This is a genomic window from Legionella spiritensis (genome assembly GCF_900186965.1).
Classification (GTDB): domain Bacteria; phylum Pseudomonadota; class Gammaproteobacteria; order Legionellales; family Legionellaceae; genus Legionella_C; species Legionella_C spiritensis.
Genome location: NZ_LT906457.1, coordinates 726,034 through 750,870 on the forward strand (window position 1 = coordinate 726,034; position 24,837 = coordinate 750,870).

The following is a 24,837-nucleotide window of genomic DNA, read 5'->3' on the forward strand; positions in this document are numbered from 1 at the left end:
GGATGTCTTGTTACCGCGAAGTTCGGCATAGCTTACAGAATGGGCATATTGTTCATCAGGATTGCCTCAAATCGATTAGTCTTAAAGGAGTTATGATTAATGCACTCAAAATTACATTTATCACCACTTGCCGCCTGCGTACTTATTGCCATGAGTTCCAGTGTTCAGGCTGCTGATCCGGTCAATTTGCAAGCGACGACATTCCAACGTCTGAAGCAGCAATTTCATGTTGCGGTACCGGGAGTAAAGCAGGTAACAGGTGTCTCGGCGGATAGCCTGCAGTTTGTTAAAAAGCATTCTGACAGGAATCTGGTAACCCATACCCGTTTACAGCAGCAATATGCCGGATTTAAGGTTTTTGGCGGCTATGCCATAGTACACAGTACTCATTCCGGACAAGCCTTATTGCAGAATCATAACGATGTGAGCATGAATGGCGTTGTATACACCGGTTTACAGAATGAATTAGGCAAACCGGCCGCAGATTTTGTCAGCCGCGGGAACAAGGCCCTGGAGCAGTTCATTGATCTCTACAAATCCAAGGATATCAGCGAACAGCAAGTCACGCCCATGGTATATATCGATGACAATCATCAGGCGCACTGGGCCTATAAAGTCAGTGTGTTCGTCCGTCACGACGATAAAATTCCCGAGAGGCCCACAGCCATTATTGACGCAGAATCTTTCAAGCCGTTCATCCAGTGGAATGATTTAAAAACGGAAAAAGCCCCGGTAAAAGGAAGGGGATTCGGTGGCAATCAAAAAATGGGGGAGTATGAGTTTGGCAGTGGTAACTACCCTTATCTTGAATTGACTCGCGAAGCCGATGAAGACATGTGTTTTATGGAAAACGACCATGTAAAAGTGGTGGATATGGAACACCGTTATTATTCCAGCAACAAGCCCATGCAATTTGCATGCGTACAGGATGAGCCTGAACAGGATACGTTCTGGACAGGTTATCAGAGTGATGGATACGACAGAGACAATGGTGCCTTTTCTCCAACAAACGATGCCTTATACGCCGGTTACGTCATCAAGCATATGTATCATGACTGGTATGGTGTGGAAGCGTTAGTGAAAAGTGATGGTTCCCCGATGCAACTGGTTATGCGGGTTCATTACGGTTATGGTTATGAAAACGCCTACTGGGACGGCAAGCAAATGACCTTCGGCGATGGCGAAGACATGATGTATCCTCTGGTGTCTTTGGGTGTTGGTGCGCATGAAATCAGTCATGGTTTCACGGAACAGCACTCTGAGCTGGAGTATTTTGGTCAATCCGGTGGTATGAACGAAGCGTTTTCCGATATGGCTGCCCAGGCTGCCGAATTTTATTCTACCGGCGTGAACAGTTGGCAGATTGGACCTGAAATCATGAAGGAAGACAGTGGTTATGACGCGCTTCGATATATGGACATGCCCAGCCGTGACGGTATTTCCATTGATCGTGCGGATCAATACTACGGAGGATTGGACGTCCATTACTCCAGTGGTGTCTTTAATCATCTCTATTACCTGATTGCCAATCAACCCGGCTGGGATGCACGCAAGGCGTTTGATGTGATGGTCAAGGCTAATATGGACTACTGGACGCCTTATTCAACCTTCAGGGAAGGTGGTTGTGGCGTACTGAACGCCGCTCTTGACCTCGGATATTCCGCGGAGGACGTCAAAAAATCGCTGGATGAAGTAGCGATTGATTATGAGGGTTGTTTTATACATATTCCGGAACCTAAGCATTCCTGAAAAAATCAACCAGATACTGTCCAACAGTATCTGGTTGCTCCATATGTAAATGGTGGCCGCCACGATATTGAACCACTTCTATATCTCTTACGGCATTAATTCTTCGTTGCATATCCTCTTCATCAAAATTAAAGCCTTGCTCTGCCAGTAGCAAACAAGTTTTTACATCAATATTTTCCAGACAGGAAATAATCTGGGTTTCAGTCAGGCGTAATGGATTAGGAGTTAATAATCTCCGATCATGCTGCCAATAATAGACATCACCTTCTTTACGCACACCGCGTTCGCATAAAATTCTGGCGTGTTCAAGAGACAGATAGCCTGTTTTTGCTCTTGCTTTGGCAGCATCTTCCCGTGAAGCGTAGTGTTTTTCCTGTTTGGTAATTTCATTTAATTGTTGCAGGAGATAATTGGATAACTGGCTTCGGCAGGTGCGTTCCGGATGAGAAAAGGGTCCAATGGCTTCTATCAGAGCCAGGGAATGAAATCGTTCAGGCGCAACACCTGCGGCCAGACTGGCCAGGCAGGCGCCCATGGAATGGCCAAGTAAATGAGTTTTTTTCAATTGCAGGGCATTAAGAATGTTAATCAGAATGAAAATACCGTCAATAAAATGATAATTACAACCTGCCGGCAGATGAGACGAGTATCCATGGCCCGGTAAATCCACGGCAATGACGTAAAAATCCTGTTCCAGGCAAGGTGCCAGCAGTTCAAAGGAATTCGCGTTATCGAGCCAGCCATGTAAAGCAAGGATTGCGGGGTTTTGTTTGTGTCCCCAGATTTTATACCCAATAGTAAAACCGGGTATGGAAAGCATGAGTGTTTTGGCATTCATAGGTTTGGTACAGGTTATTGTTTTATTAATAATAGCTTAACACACTAAGGATATGAACAGGCGGGAAGACAGGATGTTGACGAGATACTAGCCTGGACAATGCTGATAAGCTGCGATGATGGATACAAAGAATACAAAATGAAGAGTTGATGATATGCTTTAGATAGGTTATTCATTTTATTTCATGAGATATGTATCAATCGTCGTCCCACAGCCTGTCCTTGATGACATACAATATCCATAAAGGATTTGGAGTGGGGCGACGTCGTTTTCTGTTACCGGAAATGCGGGAGGCGATTTCCGAGTTAAATCCCGATTTTGTATTTTTACAGGAAGTGCAGGGTCAGCATTCACGTCGAGAAAAACGGATCGATGATTGGCCGATTTCCCCCCAATTTGAATACATTGCGGAAAAAATCTGGCCTCACTATCTTTATGCCAAAAACGCTATCTATCAATCCGGACATCATGGCAATGCCATTTTAAGCAAATATCCGTTTGCCGCGTTTGAGAATACCAATCTTTCTTCAAGCCGCAGGGCTTCCCGCAGCATTTTACATGGGCAAATCAAGATAGCAGGCTCTCTGCCGACAACACTGCATTTGTTATGTGTTCATTTAGGGTTATTTAAAGCGGAGCGTGCCTCGCAATGCGAAGAATTGATGCGGAGAATTTCCGAGACAATTCCAGCCCATGAACCCTTGCTTATGGCTGGAGATTTTAATGATTGGCGCCGTGTTTTATCAAAACCTCTGGCGGATCATTTGGGTATAAGGGAAGCGTTTTATAGCAAGGAGGGTCAGTATGCACGATCCTATCCGGCGATCAAACCGGCATTGTGTGTGGACAGGATTTATTTTCGCGGCGTAAACGTGGTTGAGGTTCAATGCCTGCAAGGCAAGCCCTGGCGGTTATTATCTGATCATGTTCCACTTTTTGCCCGGATTGAAATTTGTTGAACAACAGGCGATTGCCAAAAGCTTGCTTCCGGCAATCGTGAAAGTAATTAAAGTGGAATCCCTGATTATTCCATATCGGGCTGATATTCGCCAAAACAGGCGGCGCTGTTGAGACGAGCTCGTTTTAACAGTGCTTGTTGCGCTGCTTCAACCTTGGAAGAATGACCTCCCCACGTATTCAGGCAGTCTTCCTGGAGTGCGCGTCCATAGGAAAAGCTCAATGTCCAGGGTTGATAGCCGCTACTGTTGATGGCATTAAGGTTGGCTGTAGCCTGTTGTGGTGTTTGACCCCCTGACAGGAAATTAATGGTTGGTACGGCGGCCGGAACATTATTACGAAACACGTCAATAGTATAATCGGCTATTTCTTCCGGGCTACTGAATGGATTAAAACTTTTACCGGATGTGATCATGCTGGGTTTTAACACAATATGTTCCAATTCAACCTGGTGGATAAAAAGAGCGCGAAACAATTCGTGCAACACCATTTCACAGGCTTCCGCACAATGTTCAATGGTATGTTCGCCATCCATTAATACTTCCGGTTCTACAATAGGTATAATCCCGACGGATTGGCAGGCGGCCGCATAACGGGCCAGAACTTCGGCCCCTGCCTTGATGGCGGTAATGCTTGGCGTGTATTCGCCTATGCTGTATACGTTACGCCATTTGGCGAATTTGGCGCCCTGTTCCTTAAATTGCAGAAGACGCTCCGTTAATCCGTCAAGACCCTGGGTGATCTTTTCATTGTCGGTATTGGTCAGATCAACCAGTCCTTTATCCACTTTGATACCGGGCAAGATACCTTTTTCGGCAAATATCTGGGTGATGGGGGTGCCTTTCTCATCATTATGGTGGAAGGTTTCTTCAAATAAAATAACGCCGTTAATGTATTGCTCCAGTCCCTCGGTATTGGCCAGAAGGAGGCGGTAATCACGGCGATTGTCTTCGGTATTCTCAATGCCGATTCCGGCGAAACGTTTGCCAATAGTCCCGGTACTTTCATCGGCGGCTAAAATGCCTTTGCCATCCTGGAGAAGATGCTCCATGGTTGCTGATAATTCATCGTAATACATAATTTATTGTCTCCTGGTCATTACTAGGGCGTATCCCTAAAGTTATTTTGAAATATATTTTTCCCGGATAATTTGTTGCATGGCAAATCCTCTCTCTTGCAACGCACGAAACGCGTCATCGATCATACCGGGATTTCCACACAAATAAACCACATCGTTTTCGGGGTTTGGTTCCAGTTCCGCAAACGCGTGTTGTACATAGCCTGTGTATTCATTTTCCTGCAGGGTTTCCTTGTTTTCCCGGCTTAAATGAGCACGAAACGTCACTTGCGGGTGCTCTTTGGCCAAGGCTCGGAATTCCTCGGGGTAAAGAAGGTCTTCCCGTTTCTGGACACCTTGTAAAATGACAATCTGTAAGGAAGGATTGCGCTCAAGGCGGGTTTTCAGTTCGGTTATCATGGATCTGTAAGGGGTGATCCCGGTGCTGGTAGCAGCCAGAATGTAGCGTTTGGGCATATCGTCTTTTAGTATCAACCGACCGAAAGGTCCATTAATGTTGATGGTATCGCCGGGGGATAAATGAAACAGCAAGTCGGTGCCGGGGCCGCCTTCCACATAGCCGGCTGCAAACTCTATGCGATTGTTTTGTTGGGGGGTATTGGCAATACTGTAGCTGCGTCGCAGTATTTTATTATCCCGTTCAAAATGAATCGTGATAAATTGTCCCGGAGTATAATTAAAAGCGGGGGATAACTCGCGCTTAAAAATAAAATGTTTCACATTTGGAGAAAGCATGAACGCTTCTTCCAGTACGATGGGAAAGGTTTTGACTTGCATAATTTTACAGCCTGGCTTTAAAAACATCTAATATAGGGGAAAAATCAAGCATTGCAAGGGTATGGGCCGCTGATATTTCGTTTTATAGTTGTAATGGCATTTGAATAGGTACTATTTTCCCCGTGTAAGGCAAACTATCAACAAACCCCGGTAAAGGAAATGAGTGTATAATTATTAATATGACCAGTGACGATTTAGTAATGATGATCGGCAATTTAAGCCGATCGCTTTTTCCGGTGCAGCATCTTATTTCAGGGGCTGCTTATCTGGTAGGTATTCTTTTTTTTATAACGGCAATCTCCAAATTGCGTAAAATAGGGGATGCCCGAGCGCGCTCATCCTCGCAAGAGAAAATGTTTGTTCCCCTGGCCTATTTTCTGGGCGGTGCCGCGCTGCTTTTTTTGCCGTCAGCCGTAGGTGTTTTATCCAACACGACGTTTGGAGTGGGAAATATACTGCAATACACGTCCTTTAATCCCTATGACATTACCAATTCAATGGGGCTTATCATCCAGACCGTCGGTTTGATTTGGTTTTTTCGCGGATGCGTGTTGCTGGTTCACGCCAGTGAGCCCGGGGTTCAGCATGGGCCTAAAGGTATGGCCTTTTTATGCGCCGGTGTACTGGCTATGAATTTCAAGGTGACGTTGTCTACAGCCAACTCGATTATTGAGAAAATGATTGCCGTTACGTTGACAGTCAAGAGTTCTCAGGGATTTTAGGCTCTGTGCACTTATCTTTTATCGGCTGTAAATTACCTCAATTTTCGCTTCGATAAAAGATAAATGCACAGAGCCTGGTACTACAGTGGTATTTTGAAAAGGATCCCTATTTATGTACTCATTTTTGCTCATTGATTGTTATCTCTGCGCAGGCGGAGATCTATTTTAAGGTGAATGGATTCCCGATTTCTCGGGAATGACAGAACTTACCACTGTAGTACTAGGCCGTGTCTTCATTGTCTTCGTTACAAATTCTGAGATTATTGGTTTTGGCAAAATCTAATATGGACTGATAAATCTGGGGGCTGGATTCTTTCAATTTGGGGTCAAGAACCACGCATTTGTAGCCATCGACGTTTACGCTGGGCTGTAAAAGAGGGGAATATTGTATTCGACTGTTTTTAAAGCTGGCCATGGCGCCGCTCATTCGTTCGGCCCAGTCGCTTGGCCGAAACCGTTTTCCCTGGGAGGTAATGCCCTCGATAACTATTTTTTTGTCTTTGGAGTTAGACATCGGCGAATTATTTTAAGTACAGTATGGCTATTATAGCATCATCAATAACAAACAACGAAGTTATGGCGGGCATGCTTGCTGTTGTGCTAGCATGATAACCGTTTTTATATCACGAGAGTGGGCGCTGTGAACCAGAAAGAAAGTCATTCCGGAATTTATTTATTACCTAACCTGTTTACAACAGCCAGTCTGTTTGCAGCGTTTTATGCTATTGTCGCCTCCCTGAAAGGTCAGCATGAAACTGCGATTATTGCGATATTCATCGGGATGCTGGCGGATGGTCTGGACGGACGCATTGCACGCTTGACCAATACCCAAACGGCTTTTGGCGCGGAATATGACAGTTTATCGGATATGGTCACTTTCGGGGTAGCTCCCTCGCTTCTGCTCTATAGCTGGAATTTGCAGCATCTGGGGAAAATAGGATGGTTGGTTGCGTTTGTCTACACGGCGGCCGTCGCCTTGCGCCTGGCTCGCTTTAATACCCAGATAGGCATTGCCGATAAACGGTATTTCCAGGGGCTGGCCTGTCCTCCGGCCGCGGCAATAGTCACTTCCTTTACCTGGTTGTGTCATCAAAACCACCTGAATAATCTTTTTATTTCCATTATTACCGCGGTTATTGCAGTTGTGGCTGCCGTTCTTATGGTCAGTAATATTCGTTATTACAGCTTTAAAGAGATTGATTTTAAAGGCAAGGTACCTTTTTTATATTTGTTATTGATGATTGTCTTGTTTGTCGCCATCGCGGCCAATCCGTCGGTGGTATTATTTATCGGGTTTGTCGTTTATGCTTTGTCCGGACCACTGCAAACGGCGTTTGCGCTATATCGTATGCGTAAATTGCGTAAACGCTGACAGGCCGGATAGATTGTTCGGACTTCCGGCAAAACGGTTGGATTTAAGTGCCTGACAAGGGAGAAATCATCACCGTAAACGCTTCCCGGATGGACAGTTTCAAACGTTTGCAATTTATCAGGGTTTTACAAAAATGATCAATAACCCGCTTGATCCGTTATGGAAAAAGGCGTTATTCCGGCTCTCCAAAGCGGTTATTGATGAGTTCAACCAGGGCTTTTTCCATGGGCTCTTCGTCGGGTCCGTCAATTTGCAAGGTTAGTTCGCTTCCCTTGCTGGCCGCAAGCATCATGACTCCCATAATACTCTTGCCGTTTACTGTCTGTCCGTCCCTGGTAACATCAATATGGCTTTGAAATTTAGAGGCGGTGGACACAAACTTTGCAGACGCTCTGGCATGTAAACCGAGTTTGTTAATAATTGTTAATGTAGTTTTTATCATAGCGCCGACAATGTATCATGTGTACTCCATTGTCACAATCCGGTTATGCAAAAAAAGCGGAGTTCAGGCAATCAGGCACCACGTCCACTGCCAGTGATTCATGCCGCGGAAGGTTCTGTAATATCTTCGGTCAGAATTCTGTATAGCTCGTCATGGCTGGTGGCTTGACGACAGGCGTTTCGGAAAACAGGGCAACTGACCTGCTTGAGAATAGCCGAGAGAATTTTTAAGTGTTGTTCCGGCGCAGTTTCTGGAATGAGCAAGCCTACAACCAGATCGGCGGGTTGTTTATCCTCGGCGCCAAAATCAACAGGATGTATGAGACGAATGACACAGGTTTTGGCAGTTTTTGTTTTACTACAACGCACATGGGGAAGGATCACGCCACAACCGATAGATGTGCTTCCAAGCGTTTCACGCCGCCAGTAAGCCTCAAACAATTCATCAACATTTAAACCGTCGTTATCTTCAGCCAGCATCTGGCTGATTTTAAGGAGTACACCTGTTTTGCTGTGAGAGGTACGATCAATACGCACACAATTTCTGGAAAGATAATCTCGAAGATGCATGATTGAAATGATGAATAAAATTAAGACGATTTTACTCCTTTCAGTGCATGCTTTTCAATGGTTCCGGGCAAAATCCTGTTTCGATCAAATAAGTTTTAAAATCAAAGAGATTCACAGGATTATTAGTATAACTATTGATCACAGTGTAGGCCATAGCCCCTGACCCAACAACGTCAGGAAATAAGTTGGCGCGTTATGCTGACCAACCATTTTTGTTGGGTCAGGGGATCAACCTACCAATTTTTGGATGCGAGAAGCACACGGAACCTAATCTCTATGGCCGCGTGTTTTCTCTTTGTGCTTAATCAGTTGCCTGTCAAGCTTATCCACCAAATCATCAATCGCAGCGTACATATCCTGTGATTCGGCTCGGGCATACAATTCACCTTTGGCTACCAGAATGGAGGCTTCTGCAATTTGCTGCAGTTTTTCTATATCAAAAATGACCTTGATTGCGGTGATTTGATCATAGTGGCGTTCGAGCTTATCAAATTTATCCTGTGTCAGGGCTTTGAGTGCGGGTGTGACTTCGACATTGCGGCCGGTGAAGTTAATTTCCATAACATCCTCCTTCAATCATTTAATACTAACTACCAATTGTTTTACGTTCGTTTGAGGGGGCGATACCCATCGCTTCCCTGTATTTTGCAACAGTACGTCGTGCGACCCGGATCCCTTGCTCTCCTATAAGCAGGGCAATTTTACTGTCGCTAAGTGGTTTTTTCCGGTTTTCAGCAGCAATTAATTTTTTTATGACAGCCCGTATTGCGGTTGAAGAACATTCACCTCCGCTGGCTGTTGCAACATGGCTGGAAAAGAAATATTTTAATTCAAACACACCTCTTGGCGTGTGCATGAATTTCTGTGTCGTGACCCGTGAAATGGTTGATTCATGCAAATCCAGAGCGAGAGCGATGTTGTTAAGTATCAAAGGCTTCATGGCTTCTTCACCGTACTCAAGAAAATCCTGTTGATAATCAACGATGCAACGCGCGACTTTCAACAGTGTTTCCTGGCGGCTTTGTATGCTTTTTAAAAACCAGCGGGCTTCCTGCAGGTTGTTTTTCAGGAATTGATTGTCGGCGCTGTTGTCGGCTCGCTGGACAAGTGACGCATAATGATGATTAATACTTAGCTTAGGTAGCACATTATTATTCAGATTCGCTTGCCAGATACCATTTATTTTTTTAACGATGATATCCGGAATAATGTATTCCGTGACCGTCTGGTGAATCAGGCTGCCGGGTTTGGGATTCAGTCCTTGAATAATCTGCAGCGCTTTATCCAGCCGGGTTTCGTTAACCTGATAGTTTTTCATCAATTGTCTGTAGTTATGTTGCGCCAGCAATTCAATATCCGAATCGAGGATTTGTCTGGCGAGCTCTATGGATTGTTCCTCACCTGTTGTTAATTGACGCAATTGCACCAGCAAGGTTTCAGCCAGGGACGCACAGGCGCATCCTACCGGATCAAATTGCTGCAGGCGGTGACGCACGGCCTCTATTTCATCCAGATCAATCGGGTGTGTCTCGCTGTCAAGGCTGCTGTGCAGCTCGTCTAGTGGAACCGTGAGAAATCCATCGTCGTTAGTCGCGTCAATGATAGCAGTGGCAATGGCTCTATCCACATCGCTCATGGGCGTCAGGCCCAGTTGCCAATGCAAATGATCCTGCAGGTTTGTCGTTGTACAATAAAGATTGTCGTAATTGAAATCCGGTTCTTCAAAATTGCTTCGTTTGCCTGATCCGGAATACAGTTCAGACCATTGAAAATCAGCCGGCTCATCCGATGGCCGGGTATTTTCCAAAGTCTCCTCTTTGGGTTCCTGGGGAGTTGCCTCCAGCATGGGATTGGATTCGACAGCCTGCTGAATTTCCTGTTGTAAGTCAAGAGTCGAAAGTTGTAACAATCGTATTGCTTGCTGAAGCTGCGGTGTAAGGGTTAGCTGTTGCGATATACTGAGTTGCAACGTTGGTTTCATGCAAATCCTCATTATTCATTTTGCATTTAATATAAGTTTAACTGATCCGGAAGGATTATCCAGTAGGTTAATGGAATAAATAGCAAGCGGCAGGAACGCAATGAAGACATGCCTTGGTACCTGATCCTGTAACTATCCTAATCGTTATCCTGACGCTATAGGAATCTGAACGGCGTTGCTCGTCCGTTGAATATGCTCAATATTCGCCTTCCTCGCGCCTTGTCAGACACCAATATCGCCTAGCCTAACGATTAGGATAGTTACAGGATGAGGTACCAGATAAAAATGACCGTATTGTTTGTTTTATAACAGGTTGCAGGTTTTTTAATGCAGACTGGCTGTAAATTTATCAGTCAAAAAGACGTGTGCGGAGCCTGAGAACTGGAACCTGATGAAAATCTCGTTTTATGAGGCCTTCATCAGGCTCTGCGCATTACTTGATTTTTTTCTCTTTAAAAATGACGTGCTTACGTGCCACAGGATCATATTTTTTCAATTCTTTTTTATCGGGATGATTCCGTGGATTTTTAGTCGTTGTGTAAAAATAGCCGGTACCCGCGGTGGATTCCAGTTTAATTTTGATTGTGACGGCTGCCATGGTTAATCCTCTTTAATTAAATTTTTTCGCCTTGGGCGCGAAGTTTGTCGAGAACGGTTTTAATGCCCAGTTTATCGATAATACGCATACCCTTGGTGCTGACTTTCAGACTGACGAAACGATTTTCCTCTTCAACCCAGAAGCGATGTTGTTTGATGTTAGGCAGAAAGCGTCTTCGGGTTTTGTTATTGGCGTGCGACACGTTATTACCTGTTGTAGGCCGCTTGCCAGTGACCTGACATACTCTTGACATTATTGTTACTCCAAAATGTTTGGTTCGGCGGAATGAATTTATCCGGATATGCAGATAATCCCGTAACACCGATCTGACCGACTGGAACCCGCGAATTACCGACATACCCTGATGACTCATCCTGTGAAATTCTTTATTCGAATTATCCGGGTGTGAAATACAAGTGCGATTTTATAGCAAAAAACGGGAATAGTTGCAATATTTCTTGTCTATTCTACCAAAAATAATCTGTTTTTTCCTGTTATGATCACAAAACATAATGTTACAGGTATAATTTGCCCCATTCCAAAAAAGATGTCTATATCATGAAGCGAACGATCAGAAGTTTTGTGCTGCGCGGTGGGCGTATCAGCACTCGCCAACAGCAAGGCCTATTGCAGTGGCTTAAGGATTACGAGATGCCCATGGCCGAGACGGTCTGGGATTTCGACAGCGTGTTTGGCCGCAACGCGGACACGGTGGTCGAAATCGGTTTTGGCATGGGCGCCTCCCTGCTGGCTATGGCCAGTGAGCATCCGCAATGCAATTTTATCGGGATTGAAGTGCATCGTGCGGGAATAGGAAGTCTGGCGGCCGATTTGCATGATCATGCTATTCAGAATGTGCGTATCGCCGCGCATGATGCGGTGGAGGTGTTTAACCATCATTTGACAGACAACAGCCTTGCCGGCATCCAGATTTTTTTCCCCGATCCCTGGCCCAAGAAAAAACATCATAAACGTCGTCTGATTCAGCCCGGGTTAGTCCGCTTGCTGGTGCAAAAACTTAAAGTCGGCGGTTTTTTACATTGTGCCACGGACTGGGAGGATTATGCGGAGCATATGATGGCTGTGCTTTCCGATGAGACAGGTCTGGTGAACAAGGCCGGAGAAGGCTGTTTTGTACCGCGGCCTGAAACCAGGCCTCTTACCAAATTTGAGCAACGGGGTACTCGTCTCGGCCATGGTGTGCGGGATTTGATTTTTTTAAAACGTTAGGGAGCGGATTGCATGAGCAAGGGATTGTTATATCGTAGTGCTGTGGTATGTCTGGGCGTTCTGGTTTCTGTCACGGCACAAGCCGCGGCCCAGTTGCCTTTATTAGCCAAACTAACCGATACACCGGCGGCTTCCGGTTATGAAAAACCGGTCAGAACATTGCTGGAGACGTTATGGACATCGGAGACGAGCGTCAATCACGTCGACGGGATGGGTAATTTAATCAGCCATTATAAAGGCAAGGGCGGCGGTCCGAAATTGTTATTGATGGCACATATGGATGAAACCGGTTTTATGGTGGAGTCCGTGACCCCGGACGGTTTTATCAAGGTAGTGCCTCTGGGAGGCATCGCCAATGCGGTCATCTACGCGCAACGCTGGCAAATAGCCGCGGAGAAGAGCATGGTCATCGGATATTCCGGCATGGATACTCCCCATCTTCTGGGTGAGAAAAAAACGCAGGGATCACCGGATATCAAGGCGTTGTTTCTGGATATCGGTGCCGAAGATCAGGACGACGCGATAAAACGTTTTGGCATGCGTCCCGGTCTTGCGGTGACGCCCGTCAGCAAATTCACGCAATTGAGTGACACCCGTTTTCTGGCCAAGGCTCTGGATGATCGCATCGGCCTTGCGATCATCAGTGAGGTGCTGGAAACCGTCAAGCGGAATCAGCCGGCTTACCAGCTGTTTGCCGCGGCCACGGTGCAGGAAGAACTCGGAATGCGCGGAGCCTCTACGGTTTATCATTCCACGCACCCTGATGTGGTGATCAATGTGGAGATAGGCATAGCTGATGACTACCCCTCCCTGGCGGCGGAGCGAAAAAATACCATTTTTCTCGGCAAGGGACCGACCGTGTTTGTCTACGACAGGAGCATGATCCCGAATCAGGCTTTGGTGGCCTGGGTTCGCGCCCTGGCTGAGAAACATCATATTCCCATTCAGCTGGAAGCGGAGCCTGGCTATGGCGAGGACGGCTCTAAAGTACAGACGTCGGGTCCAGGGGTGCCTGCCATCAATATCGGTGTTCCGGTTCGTTACGCTCATCAGCATGCCGGTATTTTTGACAAGCGTGATTACAATCATGCCGTACGGCTGCTGACCTTGATCGCGAGTCATTTTAACCAGGACGTTGCCAATCAAATCCGGCAGGGATGAACGGGATTCAAATAAATTTTGATCTTCATTTGTCCAATGTGTAATATGGCTCGCAGGCTTATTGCCTGACGATATAAATCTAATAAAGGAAGTTGTAGCATGGAATATTATAAGAAAGTAGAACAAGCCGTTGCCGGAGGTAATGCCGCATTTATCCGGTTTATAGAGCAACAGATGGATCAAGATGAGGATGTGCTTCATAAGTCATTCCGCCTGAAAAACGGCAGCTATAGCACTTTACTGAATTTTCTTATTTTAAAACATGATCCTGTGCAGGATATGGATTTAACTACCCACATTTCCTATCTCATTACAAAAGGGGCAAATGTGGGTTTGGACGAACCGCTGCATCTGGCTTTAAAAGAGAACAAGCTGGTCCTGGTGCACGCAATCCTGGATGCGTGGCTGCTGCGAGTACAGCCCCGCAGGGACGAAAGCTCCGTTCATTATCATCCTTCCGCCAACGTGCTTTTTCCCAGTGTGAATGGTCGAAGGGAAAATCAGACGCTTCTCGCCGGAGCCATTATGGCCGGTGATATCGATTGTTTGAACAGGTTTATAGAGATCGGTGCGAATATTCATCTGGCAAGTCCGGTCAGTCTGGGTGATACAAAAAGAGACGCACAACCCTTGCATCTGGCGGTTTTGGAGAACTTTGGCCCGGGTGTTCGAGTTTTGGTTGAAAACGGGGCGCAGGTTGATAATCTGTTTGGAACAAGCAGAAAATCCGTTTTACACATTGCCGCGGCAATGGGGTGTGTGGATGCTTTGGACACGTTACTGGAGGTTGGAGGGGAGGAGTTGTTTGCTCTCCTTGACAAGGAAGACAGGAAGGGACATCGCCCGATTGATAATTTTTGCCAGCGCTTGCAGGAAAATAAAGATACCAGGGAGATGATACGCGGCATTGCCATGTTATTGTGTCATGGCGCAATGCCTCCCCGTGATGAAAAATGGTGTCATTTACTACGGGATCATCGACGCGAGCTTGTTTCGCAAGTATCGGCTTATGTTGAAAAATTTCCTCAGTTAACGCCGAATTTTATTCGCGCCGCCCACGATAAAAATAATCCATTGCATAACATTGTTTATAACGCCCATACCGTTTCCCAATCCGCACGCCATTTTGTTGGCAAACCGGATGGTATCGCCTTTGAACTGGAAAAACTGGTTATTCACGCACATGAAAACGGTGCTGAATTTACAGAAGAAGAACTGCGGTTTGCTGATTTTGCCAGCAGATACGATACTGCTTATAAAAGCGCGTTTTTTGCCAACCGCTGGAGTGCTATGCGTTGGAAAATCAGCGCGGGCGAATATACAAACTGGGGAGATGTTGAAAACTATCAGCATGAACATCGACGTGAAAACACACGCACCGGCCGGATTGTCGGGGAAATGTTTCGTCCTGTTGAACCTGTCCATACGGATCTGGAGTTCCATGAAGATGAAAGCCCATCCATGATACCACAATGACGGATTGTTCTGGATAGCGGTACCCTATACGACAACAGGCTGCTCTTCGCAGCCTGTGAACCAGCGAAAATTCCTTTATTACCTCAATGCCTGTTTTTTCATTGCTTGCCTAATCCGCTTATTAACCCTAAAATCCTACTTTCTGTGTAATGCCTGGGAGAATTGATCAATGGGATGGAATGAGCCGGACAAGGGTAAGGACCCGTGGGGCGGTAAAGATCAGCCGCCGGATTTGGACGAAGCCCTGAAGCGTTTTCAGGCACGATTGAAAAAAACCTTGCTGGGCGGCTCAGGCCGGGACGACGGTTCTTCATCGAACAATAACGGCGGCGGTATGGTTCTGGGTATCGTCATTCTACTCATTATTTTTATTCTGTGGGCGCTGTCGGGAATTTTTATCGTCAACCAGGGCGAACAGGCGGCTATCCTCAGGTTTGGTAAATACACGGAAACCGTAGGTCCCGGGCCTCACTGGATACCGCGGATCATTTCCAGCAAGATTGTTCAGAATGTGGAACGAATCTCTCACTATTCCTATTCCGCCCAGATGTTAACCAAGGATGAAAATCTGGTATACGTATCGGTGGTGGTACAGTATCGAATCGGCAATTTGGAAGATTATTTGTTTAATGTGGCGGATCCTACGGAATCGCTGCAGCAGACCACTTCCAGTGCGCTGCGCCAGATTATAGGTACAACAACCTTGAACCAGATTATCACCGAAGGACGGGAAACCTGGGGCAGAAATGTGTACGATACCCTGGAAAAAACGCTCAGCCGTTATAAAACGGGAATATATATTGTTAACGTATCTCCCCAGCCTGCCCGAGCGCCGGAAGTGGTACAGGCGGCCTTTGACGACGCTATAAAGGCTCGCGAGGACGAGAAGCGTTTTCAGGAGCAGGCCCTGGCTTATAAAGCCAAGGTTGTACCTACGGCGGAAGGTAACGCCAAACGTATTATCGAGGAAGCGCAGGCGTATGCCAAACAGGTTGTTTTACGTGCGAAAGGTGATATTTCCGAGTTTCTGGCCTTGTTACCCTTTTATACTCAATCGCCGGAAGTGACGGTGCAACGCATGTATCTCGAAACCATGCAGCGGGTCTTGAGTGCAAGCACTAAAATCATTGTCGATAGCAAGGCTGGTAATCTTCTTTATCTGCCGCTTGATAAAATGGGTGTTTCCAGGCCGACTCCCTTGCCACAACAAGACGACTCCGGGGACAATGAAGATATCGGTTCGGGGAATAACTCGGCGGTCAATAAATTGTTGAGGGACAGAGCACTTACCCGCCCAACTTACCGACAAGAGAGGAATGGCTAAATGAACGCAGTGAAAATGGCCCTTGGCGCCGTATTTTTTTTCGTATTAATAGTTGTTCTGTCCAGTGTGTTTACCGTGACCCAGGGTGAGCATGCGCTCTTGTTGCGACTGGGAAAACTGGTGGAAAACAGCAAGAACGGTGAGGCGAGGATACTCGGTCCGGGGCTGCATGTTAAAACGCCGTTTATTGAGAGTGTCCGCATTTTCGATACTCGTTTGCAGACTCTGGATATCAAATCGTCCCCTATCGTCACCAAGGAAAAGAAAGACGTGATCGTCGACTACTTTGTTAAATGGCGGATTGTCAATATCCCTCGCTATTTTCAGGCGACCGGCGGCAACGAGCTAACGGCTGAAACCTTGCTGGAACAGCAATTAAACACGTCCATCCGTGCCGAATTCGGTAAACGGCAAATTGTCGATCTGGTTTCAGATGAACGAGACGAAGTCATGGACATCATGATAAACAAAGCGCAGCAGCAAGCCGGTAAACTGGGTGTCACAGTGGTGGATGTGCGCATCAAAGGGATTGAATTGCCGCCCAGTACCAGTAACTCCGTGTATCAGTTGATGCGGGCTGAAATGCAGAAAATTGCCAACCGTCATCGCGCGGATGGGCATGCGATCGCAGAAGCTATCAAGGCCGGCGCCGACGCGGAGGTGACGGTTCTTCTGGCCACAGCGCGAAGCAAGGGTCAGGAAATTCGGGCCGGCGGTGAAGCCGAAGCAGCGGGTATATATGCCAAAGCCTTTGACAAGAACAAGGTGTTTTTTGATTTTTATCGCAGCTTAAAGGCTTATGAAGCCAGTTTTAACAAGAAAAGTGATCTGCTGGTACTTGATCAGAGCAGCAGTTTTTTTGATTATTTTAAACATCCATTGTTAAAAGGTAATGGTGCAGTTAAGAAAAACTGATTATAATTACAAATTTTGCTGAAATCGGGTTAAGTGCGCTTAACCCTTTTTTGTTGACAAAACCCGGTACTTTTTCCATGTTATTTTGGCGGGTGTATTTGAAAATAAATCAGGGATACCATCTGCCAAAATGACATGGAAAAAGTGTCAGGTTACGTGTGTTTGAGGGTATCATGTCATGCGCTTCACTTAAGCGTTGGATACTTCTCATTATTATTCATCAATTTGCAGGGTAAGAGTCGGTTATGGGTAAAAATGTTGTAGTTGTTGGTACGCAATGGGGTGACGAAGGCAAGGGTAAAATTGTTGACCTGTTAACTCATAACGCGGAGGTGGTTGTTCGTTATCAGGGCGGACATAATGCGGGCCATACCCTGAAAATCAAGGGTGATAAAACCGTATTGCGCTTGATTCCGTCCGGGATGCTGAGGCCGCATGTGCAATGTTATATCGGTAATGGCGTGGTGTTGTCGCCCACGGCATTGCTCGCGGAAATCGAGGAGCTGGAAAAAAAAGGCGTACAGGTTCGGGAGCGGTTGCACATCAGTCAGGCGTGCCCATTGCTGCTGCCTTGCCATATCGCGCTGGATAAGGCGCGAGAAACCCATCTCGGAAGTACGGCCATAGGAACAACCGGTCGCGGTATCGGGCCGGCCTATGAAGACAAAGTGGCCAGGCGGGCTTTGAAAGTCAGCGATCTGTTTCATCCCCAGCGTTTCGCGAGCAAACTGACGGAACTGCTGCAATACCATAATTTTGTATTAAAACATTATTATCAGCAGCCGGAGGTCGCATTGGAGCCCTTGCTTGAGGACGCCGCAGTTTGGGCGGAGCAACTCCGAAATATGGTGTGTGATGTGACAACCTGTCTGCATGAACATCGTGAGAAAGGGCATGCCATTCTGTTTGAAGGAGCACAGGGCGTTTATCTTGATATTGATCACGGTACTTATCCGTTTGTGACCTCATCCAATACCTGCGTGGGCAGTGTGATTAACGGCGCGGGATTCGGCCCCCGGTATCTCGATTATATTCTCGGTATTACAAAAGCCTATACCACTCGTGTCGGGGGTGGTCCTTTCCCAACCGAGCTGGATGACGAGGTGGGTTATCGCCTTGCTGAGCGGGGTAATGAGTTTGGTGCGGTTACCGGACGTCCCCGGCGTTGTGGCTGGTTTGACGCGGTATTGCTGCGTCGATCCATCGAATTGAACAGCATCAGCGGTTTATGCCTGACCAAGCTGGATGTTCTGGATGGACTCGATACATTGCGTATCGCTGTGGCATATCGGGATCGTCATGGGAATATGCTTTCCAGACCGCCGCAATCGGCTGATGATTTTGAGGGGTTGGAACCGGTGTATGAAGACATGCCGGGTTGGCAGGAATCAACAGTGGATGTGACCTCCGTTGATCAGTTGCCTGCCAATGCGAAAGCCTATATGCAACGCATCGAATCGTTGCTGGGGGTGCCGATTGATATCTTGTCTACCGGTCCGGAAAGGGATTCGACAATTATTTTTCGAGATCCTTTTGCCTGAGCGAAGCACGGCTTTTTCCATTTCATTATTATTAGTTTATTTTTTTACAAGTTGGGTTGCCAATAGCAACCCAGCACACTCTGTCACTCCACGGATTGTGGATAAGTAAATTTTTTCATTCCTGTATCCATGATTTTTTATAAAAAAGCTCTCACCTTTTTGCAACGACGTGACTTATGGCTTGCACTGCAGGGATGTCTTTGATTGGACCCTCTGACAACTGGTGTGTCGCAATTTGCTTGACCACATCAATTATCTTATTATATGGGCGGCAAGGATACAATTGATAAAAATCTAAGGCTTGTTAGCATTCTATTCACTTTTATATGGAAATTAACCAATGTTATGCTCAAAAATAGTAAAATACATAAGTACGGGTGTTTTTCTTGTCTTGTTTGCACCATCTTTTGCTTCAAATAATAATCATGCAATGCCTGTGGTAATTATAAGCAGCGGTGATACTAGCCTTGCAAAATCAGCTGCTCATAATGCTTATAAGTTAATTACCCGAATAGATAAACCGATTATCGGGATACAAGAGGCAATATTTGAATGCTTGTCTAAAGGAGAGTTTCCTGCTGGTTTGCATGAAAGTAATTCTAAATTTCAAGCCAAAAAGTATAAGTTGGAAAAAATACTTCAGAAATCTAAACTTAATATTGGATTGCTTTTTCTCACAGAGATCACAATTGACATCCTTAATGATGGTCATGGTAATCATCTGATGTTCCATTTACCTACAATAAAATTTGATGATTTGTTTATGAGTCAGATCGATACTGTAGAAAATGCCAATGCAACTATCTCTGTATTAACCGATCTTATTACTAAGATTGATGGGGTGTTACCTTCTGATACGTCCTATGAAGCACTGGTTAAATTTACCAACCCAGAGGCTACGCCACAAATTGACTCAAATGATTTTAGTCGCTTAACAATGACCCATACAGAAGATAGTCAAACCATTCTTACATCACTTGTTGAATTAAAAGGCGATGTAATTGATTCTTTAAATACCATGCTTAATCTTGCAAAAATTGCAGCCTCCGGCAAGCATAGTAATGAAGAGATGGATAAATTACACGATGCATTTGGTTATCAAGTTAGTTCATTTATGTTCAATACTCTTTTTAACCCGGACCATATTTCTATTGGAAAGATTAATGTATTCAATGATGTTACTCTAAATTTTCAAATGGCAGGAAAAGTTCATGAATATTTTTTTCCAAAAGTTGACTTAGCCTCATTAAAATTAGATACAGATATTTCAAACTTAGATGACCTCATCACATACGTAGAGCATTTGTCTTTAGCACTAAACTGGATAGGCGATTGGATCGTAACCGGAAACACGCCCTTACCAAGAGAGTCAGAAACGATTAATCATTCCAATGTGTTATCTTCAGGACGCTTAGATCCACAAACACTGGCTTTGATACGGAAGAATTTACCAAATCTGTAAAGCATGCCTCGGCTTTGCCGAGGCGCTTTAAAATGGGGCCATCAGCAATTTTATCACGATGGAATTTTAATTTAGCCATATCATTATTCAGAAATGCAAGAGTCGCATAAACATAATCATTCCAGAGGATTGGCGCGTTTTCTGGTTCATTCGGATTTATGCAATGAATAAACCGGCTTTTTGCCATTTCATACCGATTATCAAAAGTATACATTTGTCCTGCATGCCAGGTTACGCCAATCATTTGCCAATTTGAAAGGATATTTCTATTTTTATCGAGATATTTATCAATCAAAGCTCCCATTTCAAAATAACAACCTGACTGAGCCCATTTTCGCATTGATCGAAACGGTCATAGTCCATAGATAAGAGTTTTTCTTCTTCCATAGCTGTGATATTACAATATGCAGGAAAAGCCGATGACAAGGAATTAAATAATAATAGAGCAAATAAAATTATTCTTGTATTCATGATTTCTTATGAGTATTGGGATAATCATCCCAAATAAAAAAGCCCTCATTTTTTTGCAACGCCGTGACTTATGGCTTGCACTTCAGGGATATCTTTGATGGGACGCTCTGACAATATTTCAGAAAGGGTAACCAGGCTGTAAAATTCATCATTTTTATACTCTTTTAAATCAATATTTTTTTCCTGGGCAATAGCTTTTACAACACCCAGAAATTGTAAAAGACTGGTATCATTATCAAGTCGCTTGAATGCAAGAGCCACAATGTCCGCGTAATGGTTCCCCTTGGGAAAGTGAAAAAAACGGGCAGCCTGACTGGTCTGTTGAGGTAAAATAATTTCCTTACTGTACATCCTGAACGCTTTGATGAGATTTTCTTCGGTAAGTTCGCCCGCCAGCTTGCCTCGAGCTTTTATCAGGTGTGCTATTTGGGAATGGCCTGTCTTTTTGGCAATATCAAGCGGAGTTTTGCCATCTGTGCGTGCCTGGTGGACATCCACCCCTAAACCAATAAGCAGCTTGACAATAGCAAGATGGCCATGCTCGCAGGCGGTGTAAAACGGCGTTGTTCCCGTACGATGGATTGCCTTATGGATATCCGCCCCGTTTTCAATAAGTAACTTAACGATATCAAAATGACCTTGCTCGCAGGCGATGTAAAACGGTGTTAAGCCATCATTGTTACCTATATGAAGGTTGGGATCTGCCCCTTGAATAATAAGTAGCCTGGCGATATCAAGATGGCCTTGTTGGCAAGCGGCATAAAATGGCGTTACTCCCGTACGATAGATTGCCTTATCGATACTTGCCCCGTTATTAATAAGCAGCCTGACAATATCAATATGACCATGCTGGCAGGCCATATAAATCGCGGTTGAGCCATTAATTTCGTTTTCATTATTGACACCCGCCCCATGGTTAATGAGCCATTCGGCAGTATCAAAATGACCTTGTTGACAGGCTGTTTTAAGGAATGATCCATGATAAGACAATTTTCTGTGGCTAGAATGGTATAATTCTAACTCATTGACCTGATTGAATACGCACGCCCAAAAGTAGTTCTCATTTTTATACTTATTCCTGGTTTTCTCGAAAAACAGGGCAAGTATTTCCTGCCTGCCAAGAAACCCTGCCAAGGAAGTCGGGGATAATTCGGGGAGAAAAAAATCATCTGTGCGAATGTGGTCAACAAAGTTAATCAAATTGTTGTTCTCATGCCGGACGTCGTTTAAAAGCGCTTTCACTTTCTCGACATCATTTCGAAAAATCGCGCTAAAAAGTTGTTTCAGGGGAGCATTTTTAATGGAGTCGAGCAACGTCTTCCCGACCTCCTGAATGATTTTTTTCCAGAATTTTTTTTCTTCGTTCGCGTCTTCAGGAGCTACCGAATTAACTCGAATGTATGGGAATAGATTATAAAAATAATGCTTCCAAAACGTTTTATCCAGCACTTGCGGATATTTTTTTTCTAAAAGTGAGACTTCATGAACGGGTTTTTTTAAAATACCGGCATCAATAAAGATTTTAATTTGCAGTTCCTTTGGCAGCTTAGAAAAAAATTCAAATTTCTCAACAGACATAATAGATATCTCGTACAAATAGTCAGGATTGAACAATGCTAGCAAACCAGCATTAAGATATGGTTAAAAAAAATACGAATTTCTGGATATATCTAGGTATTTCAGAAAGTTCTAGTGCCTCGTCAAGATTGAATTTACGGGTTGGCACCTGAATTTCGTTCAGATTTGTACGTTTTTTTAATCAAAAAACGCGCAAAGATGAATGGTCAACACCTGTTATGATGAGAGCTTATTTAGGATATTTTTTGCAGGTTTGTGCACTTGTCCAGAAGTCCGGCTTTAACATATAGTTCGCTTGCTGCATCATCCGTAACTATTTGTTCCATCCGGACTTCATATCCACTCTGTTTCCGCTATATTCTACAGCACCAAATTTAGCATTTGATACGGAATAGTCACGGTGCGAAAGTGCTTGTATTTCAGGGGATTGTATTGCTTTTTTCAGTGCCGCAATCTCTTCTGGTTTGGGGGCTGGAAAAGTCCCTTTTTGGAGAGTAACGTGTATCGGATTGGCTTTGTCTTTTGTAACAAAGCCATGGCTGTTTAATTTTGATTGCATGGTTTCAATAATTTTTTTCATCTCGGGAGAATCAATCTCTAATGTCACATAACCATTAGCCGTTACATTTATTTTACCGGTTTTAAAGGACTTGATATCTCTCATCTTCTGGGCCGCTTCATTGATAATGCTTTTGTAAATAGCCTCTTGCTGAGGACTCATATTAGCCTGGTTTCCTGCCAGTTTTTCAACAAATGTCGTACTGATATGTAAATAATCAGGGCTAACGGGGTTAGGTAAGCTGTCTTTAACAACAGAAAAGGCTTGGCCTAATGCTGTACTGGAGTCTAGTTTGATTGCAGTAGCTGGAGCTCTTGCCATAATTTATAGTCTTCAACGTTATAGAATAAATGACTTGTCGTCATGTCAGTATAGCAAAATACAGGGTACCTTATGGAGGATAGGAAATCGGAACTGACCGCGCTTTATCGGGAATTTTTGTACTGATTTTCAAACGATGCAAGTTTGATTTCCAGTTGTCGTTGCAGCCGTGCCTTGTCATTGCTAGCCGCAAAACGCTGGCAACGTTTACTGTTTAAATCCTTGCAGGCGTCTGTTAAAACGGCTTGTCCGGCATCGGCCCAGATGCTTTTACCCGGGAGAAAACTGAAGGTCAGGGCATTACGGTTTATCTGTTTCAATGCCGGGTAATCCACATCATGTTCCGTTACCGCAGTGACGTATTGTGTGGTCAGATCGGTACGCAACACACCTTCATCATCGGTGGAGAGAACAACCGGTACATTATGGTTTAAATAATAACGAAGCGGATGATTTTTGCCTGTAATATTCAGGATGTGCTTGTTGCTGATTAAATTGATTTCAACGGCGATGTGTTTGTCTTTCATCAGGCGCAGCAATTTTTCGGCATCCTCTTCATGCGCGATATCCACTCCGTGGCCGATGCGTTGTGCATGCCCCGTCATAACGGCGTCTCTGATATGGAAACGAAGATCATCGGGCAACACCGCTTGCGGCGCCAGCTCTCCGGCGTGCAGGGCAATGGCGACGTCCGGGTAGGATTGATGTAAAAATGCAAATATTTTCATTTGCTGATGATAATCCCGTAACGAGATGATGCCGTCTTCCGGCTGTACGAGATTAACGCCCACCAAATCCCTGGATTTTGCTGCTGTCTCGAAGGCGGTTAACGCCTGGGCAAAGACTTTCTCTAAAGGTTGCTCCCTTAGTACGTAGAATTGAAATGTCACGGTCAGTTGACAGGCGGCTTTCTGTGGCGATTTTTTACAGCCAAGAAATTGATGTACGTTTTCAAGGGTATGATCAACTTTGTTCGCTGTGTCATTAATATTCTTCCTGAAGGCGGGATCGGCCAAAAGTTGTTTTTGGGCTTGCGCCAAATGGTTCATGGTAAATTCTGGCACTTGAAAGTTCATGGAGTTGGCGTTATCAGGCAATATCATAATTTCCATATATTGTTCCTGTTGATTGGCCGCTCGTTGCATCACTTCAGCCAGTAGTTCCACGTCCTGATTGACTACAATAGGCAAGAATTTTTCAAAGGAAGCAAAAAAATGATCGTGCCCGGACTCCAGCCCCGGCATGAAATCTTTCATAGACCACGCTTTGATAGTTTGGGCATACAGATCGGGATATTGCTCCAGTTTTTTAGCCGGTATGCCGTCACAATGCTCGGTGATTGGTGTCATGGACCAATTGTTCGTATTGAGGCAGTACTGGTGTTGGGCGGCTATTTGTAACATGGATTCCGGATAGGCGCTTCCAGCGAGGTGAAAATGGAGCTCGCCGCCTTTAGGCATGTTTTTTAGAAATGTGTAGAGTTCGTTCGGATCCTGTTTGATCCGATTGAAATATTGATTGACATCGGCAATACACAAGGATTGCTGCAAGAGTAGTACCAGAAGCAGAACATTACGAATCATATGCTTAAATTGATGCCATATAGTTTTTTGAATGTGCAATTATCGCATAAAGAGTATCAGGATTCCAGAAAATGTCGGGGATCACCATTTTTAACCTTATTTTGAGGGGTCATTGCTCCTCTTCGCCAACGTA

The 24,837-nt window shown here is 45.0% G+C and carries 25 protein-coding genes; 11 read left to right on the forward strand and 14 right to left on the reverse strand.

The features are described 5' to 3' along the window. Nucleotides 1–99: 99 nt before the first annotated feature. Complete coding sequence (gene proA / locus CKW05_RS03360) at nucleotides 100–1,749, forward strand: zinc metalloprotease ProA (RefSeq protein WP_058482272.1); 1,650 nt, start codon at nucleotides 100–102, stop codon at nucleotides 1,747–1,749. Here the strand turns inward: proA and CKW05_RS03365 are convergent. Beyond that, nucleotides 1,736–2,587, reverse strand: coding sequence for an alpha/beta fold hydrolase (locus CKW05_RS03365; RefSeq protein WP_058482271.1), 852 nt, complete (start codon nucleotides 2,585–2,587; stop codon nucleotides 1,736–1,738). The genes proA and CKW05_RS03365 overlap by 14 nt on opposite strands. Nucleotides 2,588–2,778: 191 nt before the next feature. Here CKW05_RS03365 and CKW05_RS03370 point away from each other — a divergent pair, with 191 nt between their 5' ends. Continuing rightward, nucleotides 2,779–3,546, forward strand: coding sequence for an endonuclease/exonuclease/phosphatase family protein (locus tag CKW05_RS03370; protein ID WP_058482270.1), 768 nt, complete (start codon nucleotides 2,779–2,781; stop codon nucleotides 3,544–3,546). Nucleotides 3,547–3,611: 65 nt separating this feature from the next. Here the strand turns inward: CKW05_RS03370 and CKW05_RS03375 are convergent, their stop codons facing one another. Beyond that, nucleotides 3,612–4,622 carry a class I fructose-bisphosphate aldolase gene (locus CKW05_RS03375; protein WP_058482269.1) on the reverse strand — a complete coding sequence of 337 codons (1,011 nt, stop codon included), beginning with the start codon at nucleotides 4,620–4,622 and terminating at the stop codon, nucleotides 3,612–3,614. A 42-nt stretch (nucleotides 4,623–4,664) separates the two neighbouring features. Then, nucleotides 4,665–5,399 carry a ferredoxin--NADP reductase gene (locus CKW05_RS03380; protein ID WP_058482268.1) on the reverse strand — a complete coding sequence of 245 codons (735 nt, stop codon included), beginning with the start codon at nucleotides 5,397–5,399 and terminating at the stop codon, nucleotides 4,665–4,667. A 200-nt stretch (nucleotides 5,400–5,599) separates the two neighbouring features. Here CKW05_RS03380 and CKW05_RS03385 point away from each other — a divergent pair, with 200 nt between their 5' ends. Next, complete coding sequence (locus CKW05_RS03385) at nucleotides 5,600–6,121, forward strand: type IV secretion protein IcmC (protein ID WP_408606982.1); 522 nt, start codon at nucleotides 5,600–5,602, stop codon at nucleotides 6,119–6,121. 220 nt (nucleotides 6,122–6,341) lie between these two features. Here CKW05_RS03385 and CKW05_RS03390 read toward each other — a convergent pair whose 3' ends face one another. Further along, complete coding sequence (locus CKW05_RS03390) at nucleotides 6,342–6,635, reverse strand: DUF3579 domain-containing protein (RefSeq protein ID WP_058482266.1); 294 nt, start codon at nucleotides 6,633–6,635, stop codon at nucleotides 6,342–6,344. Nucleotides 6,636–6,761: 126 nt separating this feature from the next. On the opposite strand from CKW05_RS03390, the gene pssA reads away from it, so the two are divergent. Then, entirely contained in the window at nucleotides 6,762–7,493 is a 732-nt protein-coding gene (pssA, locus tag CKW05_RS03395) for a CDP-diacylglycerol--serine O-phosphatidyltransferase (protein WP_058482297.1), read from the forward strand. A gap of 172 nt (nucleotides 7,494–7,665) precedes the next feature. On the opposite strand, the gene CKW05_RS03400 is transcribed toward pssA, so the two are convergent. The 6 genes from CKW05_RS03400 to rpmB all read right to left on the reverse strand — a co-directional run bounded on the left by CKW05_RS03400 (nucleotide 7,666) and on the right by rpmB (nucleotide 11,336). Next, on the reverse strand, nucleotides 7,666–7,935 hold the full coding sequence (locus CKW05_RS03400) for an HPr family phosphocarrier protein (RefSeq protein ID WP_058482265.1): 270 nt from the start codon (nucleotides 7,933–7,935) through the stop codon (nucleotides 7,666–7,668). 98 nt (nucleotides 7,936–8,033) lie between these two features. Then, a complete protein-coding gene (locus tag CKW05_RS03405) occupies nucleotides 8,034–8,504 on the reverse strand; it encodes a PTS sugar transporter subunit IIA (protein ID WP_058482264.1) in 471 nt (156 codons plus the stop codon). A gap of 267 nt (nucleotides 8,505–8,771) precedes the next feature. Continuing rightward, the gene (gene hpf / locus CKW05_RS03410) at nucleotides 8,772–9,065 is read right to left on the reverse strand and encodes a ribosome hibernation-promoting factor, HPF/YfiA family (RefSeq protein ID WP_058482263.1); all 294 of its coding nucleotides are present in this window, start codon (nucleotides 9,063–9,065) and stop codon (nucleotides 8,772–8,774) included. Nucleotides 9,066–9,090: 25 nt separating this feature from the next. Then, on the reverse strand, nucleotides 9,091–10,485 hold the full coding sequence (locus CKW05_RS03415; RefSeq protein ID WP_058482262.1) for an RNA polymerase factor sigma-54: 1,395 nt from the start codon (nucleotides 10,483–10,485) through the stop codon (nucleotides 9,091–9,093). A 433-nt stretch (nucleotides 10,486–10,918) separates the two neighbouring features. Beyond that, nucleotides 10,919–11,083, reverse strand: a complete 165-nt coding sequence (rpmG, locus tag CKW05_RS03420; protein ID WP_058482261.1) for a 50S ribosomal protein L33 — start codon at nucleotides 11,081–11,083, stop codon at nucleotides 10,919–10,921. A gap of 16 nt (nucleotides 11,084–11,099) precedes the next feature. Beyond that, nucleotides 11,100–11,336: a 50S ribosomal protein L28 gene (rpmB, locus tag CKW05_RS03425; protein WP_058482296.1), complete on the reverse strand. Its 237-nt coding sequence runs from the start codon at nucleotides 11,334–11,336 to the stop codon at nucleotides 11,100–11,102. Nucleotides 11,337–11,641: 305 nt separating this feature from the next. On the opposite strand from rpmB, the gene trmB reads away from it, so the two are divergent. The 7 genes from trmB (at nucleotide 11,642) to CKW05_RS03460 (ending at nucleotide 20,192) form a co-directional block, all read left to right on the forward strand. Continuing rightward, nucleotides 11,642–12,313 carry a tRNA (guanosine(46)-N7)-methyltransferase TrmB gene (gene trmB, locus CKW05_RS03430; RefSeq protein ID WP_058482295.1) on the forward strand — a complete coding sequence of 224 codons (672 nt, stop codon included), beginning with the start codon at nucleotides 11,642–11,644 and terminating at the stop codon, nucleotides 12,311–12,313. 12 nt (nucleotides 12,314–12,325) lie between these two features. Beyond that, a complete protein-coding gene (locus CKW05_RS03435) occupies nucleotides 12,326–13,474 on the forward strand; it encodes a M42 family metallopeptidase (protein ID WP_082642704.1) in 1,149 nt (382 codons plus the stop codon). Between the two features lie 99 nt (nucleotides 13,475–13,573). Beyond that, entirely contained in the window at nucleotides 13,574–14,950 is a 1,377-nt protein-coding gene (gene ankC, locus CKW05_RS03440; RefSeq protein WP_058482260.1) for a Dot/Icm T4SS effector AnkC/LegA12, read from the forward strand. 169 nt (nucleotides 14,951–15,119) lie between these two features. After that, nucleotides 15,120–16,274, forward strand: a complete 1,155-nt coding sequence (hflK, locus tag CKW05_RS03445; protein WP_058482259.1) for an FtsH protease activity modulator HflK — start codon at nucleotides 15,120–15,122, stop codon at nucleotides 16,272–16,274. After that, nucleotides 16,275–17,189, forward strand: coding sequence for a protease modulator HflC (gene hflC, locus CKW05_RS03450; RefSeq protein ID WP_058482258.1), 915 nt, complete (start codon nucleotides 16,275–16,277; stop codon nucleotides 17,187–17,189). 245 nt (nucleotides 17,190–17,434) lie between these two features. Continuing rightward, nucleotides 17,435–18,730: an adenylosuccinate synthase gene (locus CKW05_RS03455; RefSeq protein ID WP_058482257.1), complete on the forward strand. Its 1,296-nt coding sequence runs from the start codon at nucleotides 17,435–17,437 to the stop codon at nucleotides 18,728–18,730. A 340-nt stretch (nucleotides 18,731–19,070) separates the two neighbouring features. Continuing rightward, nucleotides 19,071–20,192, forward strand: coding sequence for a hypothetical protein (locus CKW05_RS03460; protein WP_058482256.1), 1,122 nt, complete (start codon nucleotides 19,071–19,073; stop codon nucleotides 20,190–20,192). Here the strand turns inward: CKW05_RS03460 and CKW05_RS03465 are convergent. The 4 genes from CKW05_RS03465 to CKW05_RS03480 all read right to left on the reverse strand — a co-directional run bounded on the left by CKW05_RS03465 (nucleotide 20,110) and on the right by CKW05_RS03480 (nucleotide 24,704). Continuing rightward, on the reverse strand, nucleotides 20,110–20,532 hold the full coding sequence (locus CKW05_RS03465) for a hypothetical protein (protein ID WP_231950683.1): 423 nt from the start codon (nucleotides 20,530–20,532) through the stop codon (nucleotides 20,110–20,112). The two genes, CKW05_RS03460 and CKW05_RS03465, sit on opposite strands and share 83 nt — an antisense overlap. A gap of 176 nt (nucleotides 20,533–20,708) precedes the next feature. After that, nucleotides 20,709–22,241 carry an ankyrin repeat domain-containing protein gene (locus tag CKW05_RS03470; RefSeq protein WP_058482255.1) on the reverse strand — a complete coding sequence of 511 codons (1,533 nt, stop codon included), beginning with the start codon at nucleotides 22,239–22,241 and terminating at the stop codon, nucleotides 20,709–20,711. Nucleotides 22,242–22,554: 313 nt separating this feature from the next. Further along, nucleotides 22,555–23,121 carry a hypothetical protein gene (locus CKW05_RS03475; RefSeq protein WP_058482254.1) on the reverse strand — a complete coding sequence of 189 codons (567 nt, stop codon included), beginning with the start codon at nucleotides 23,119–23,121 and terminating at the stop codon, nucleotides 22,555–22,557. Between the two features lie 104 nt (nucleotides 23,122–23,225). Beyond that, entirely contained in the window at nucleotides 23,226–24,704 is a 1,479-nt protein-coding gene (locus tag CKW05_RS03480; RefSeq protein WP_058482293.1) for an adenosine deaminase family protein, read from the reverse strand. Nucleotides 24,705–24,837: the final 133 nt, after the last annotated feature.

What these genes read in the sequence shown, in the direction of transcription:
- proA (WP_058482272.1), top strand. Translation starts at nt 100, where the DNA reads ATGCACTCAAAATTACATTTATCACCACTTGCCGCCTGCGTACTTATT.
- CKW05_RS03365 (WP_058482271.1), bottom strand. Translation starts at nt 2,587, where the DNA reads ATGAATGCCAAAACACTCATGCTTTCCATACCCGGTTTTACTATTGGG.
- CKW05_RS03370 (WP_058482270.1), top strand. Translation starts at nt 2,779, where the DNA reads ATGTATCAATCGTCGTCCCACAGCCTGTCCTTGATGACATACAATATC.
- CKW05_RS03375 (WP_058482269.1), bottom strand. Translation starts at nt 4,622, where the DNA reads ATGTATTACGATGAATTATCAGCAACCATGGAGCATCTTCTCCAGGAT.
- CKW05_RS03380 (WP_058482268.1), bottom strand. Translation starts at nt 5,399, where the DNA reads ATGCAAGTCAAAACCTTTCCCATCGTACTGGAAGAAGCGTTCATGCTT.
- CKW05_RS03385 (WP_408606982.1), top strand. Translation starts at nt 5,600, where the DNA reads ATGATGATCGGCAATTTAAGCCGATCGCTTTTTCCGGTGCAGCATCTT.
- CKW05_RS03390 (WP_058482266.1), bottom strand. Translation starts at nt 6,635, where the DNA reads ATGTCTAACTCCAAAGACAAAAAAATAGTTATCGAGGGCATTACCTCC.
- CKW05_RS03400 (WP_058482265.1), bottom strand. Translation starts at nt 7,935, where the DNA reads ATGATAAAAACTACATTAACAATTATTAACAAACTCGGTTTACATGCC.
- CKW05_RS03405 (WP_058482264.1), bottom strand. Translation starts at nt 8,504, where the DNA reads ATGCATCTTCGAGATTATCTTTCCAGAAATTGTGTGCGTATTGATCGT.
- hpf (WP_058482263.1), bottom strand. Translation starts at nt 9,065, where the DNA reads ATGGAAATTAACTTCACCGGCCGCAATGTCGAAGTCACACCCGCACTC.
- CKW05_RS03415 (WP_058482262.1), bottom strand. Translation starts at nt 10,485, where the DNA reads ATGAAACCAACGTTGCAACTCAGTATATCGCAACAGCTAACCCTTACA.
- rpmG (WP_058482261.1), bottom strand. Translation starts at nt 11,083, where the DNA reads ATGGCAGCCGTCACAATCAAAATTAAACTGGAATCCACCGCGGGTACC.
- rpmB (WP_058482296.1), bottom strand. Translation starts at nt 11,336, where the DNA reads ATGTCAAGAGTATGTCAGGTCACTGGCAAGCGGCCTACAACAGGTAAT.
- trmB (WP_058482295.1), top strand. Translation starts at nt 11,642, where the DNA reads ATGAAGCGAACGATCAGAAGTTTTGTGCTGCGCGGTGGGCGTATCAGC.
- CKW05_RS03435 (WP_082642704.1), top strand. Translation starts at nt 12,326, where the DNA reads ATGAGCAAGGGATTGTTATATCGTAGTGCTGTGGTATGTCTGGGCGTT.
- ankC (WP_058482260.1), top strand. Translation starts at nt 13,574, where the DNA reads ATGGAATATTATAAGAAAGTAGAACAAGCCGTTGCCGGAGGTAATGCC.
- hflK (WP_058482259.1), top strand. Translation starts at nt 15,120, where the DNA reads ATGGGATGGAATGAGCCGGACAAGGGTAAGGACCCGTGGGGCGGTAAA.
- hflC (WP_058482258.1), top strand. Translation starts at nt 16,275, where the DNA reads ATGAACGCAGTGAAAATGGCCCTTGGCGCCGTATTTTTTTTCGTATTA.
- CKW05_RS03455 (WP_058482257.1), top strand. Translation starts at nt 17,435, where the DNA reads ATGGGTAAAAATGTTGTAGTTGTTGGTACGCAATGGGGTGACGAAGGC.
- CKW05_RS03460 (WP_058482256.1), top strand. Translation starts at nt 19,071, where the DNA reads ATGTTATGCTCAAAAATAGTAAAATACATAAGTACGGGTGTTTTTCTT.
- CKW05_RS03465 (WP_231950683.1), bottom strand. Translation starts at nt 20,532, where the DNA reads ATGCGAAAATGGGCTCAGTCAGGTTGTTATTTTGAAATGGGAGCTTTG.
- CKW05_RS03470 (WP_058482255.1), bottom strand. Translation starts at nt 22,241, where the DNA reads ATGTCTGTTGAGAAATTTGAATTTTTTTCTAAGCTGCCAAAGGAACTG.
- CKW05_RS03475 (WP_058482254.1), bottom strand. Translation starts at nt 23,121, where the DNA reads ATGGCAAGAGCTCCAGCTACTGCAATCAAACTAGACTCCAGTACAGCA.
- CKW05_RS03480 (WP_058482293.1), bottom strand. Translation starts at nt 24,704, where the DNA reads ATGATTCGTAATGTTCTGCTTCTGGTACTACTCTTGCAGCAATCCTTG.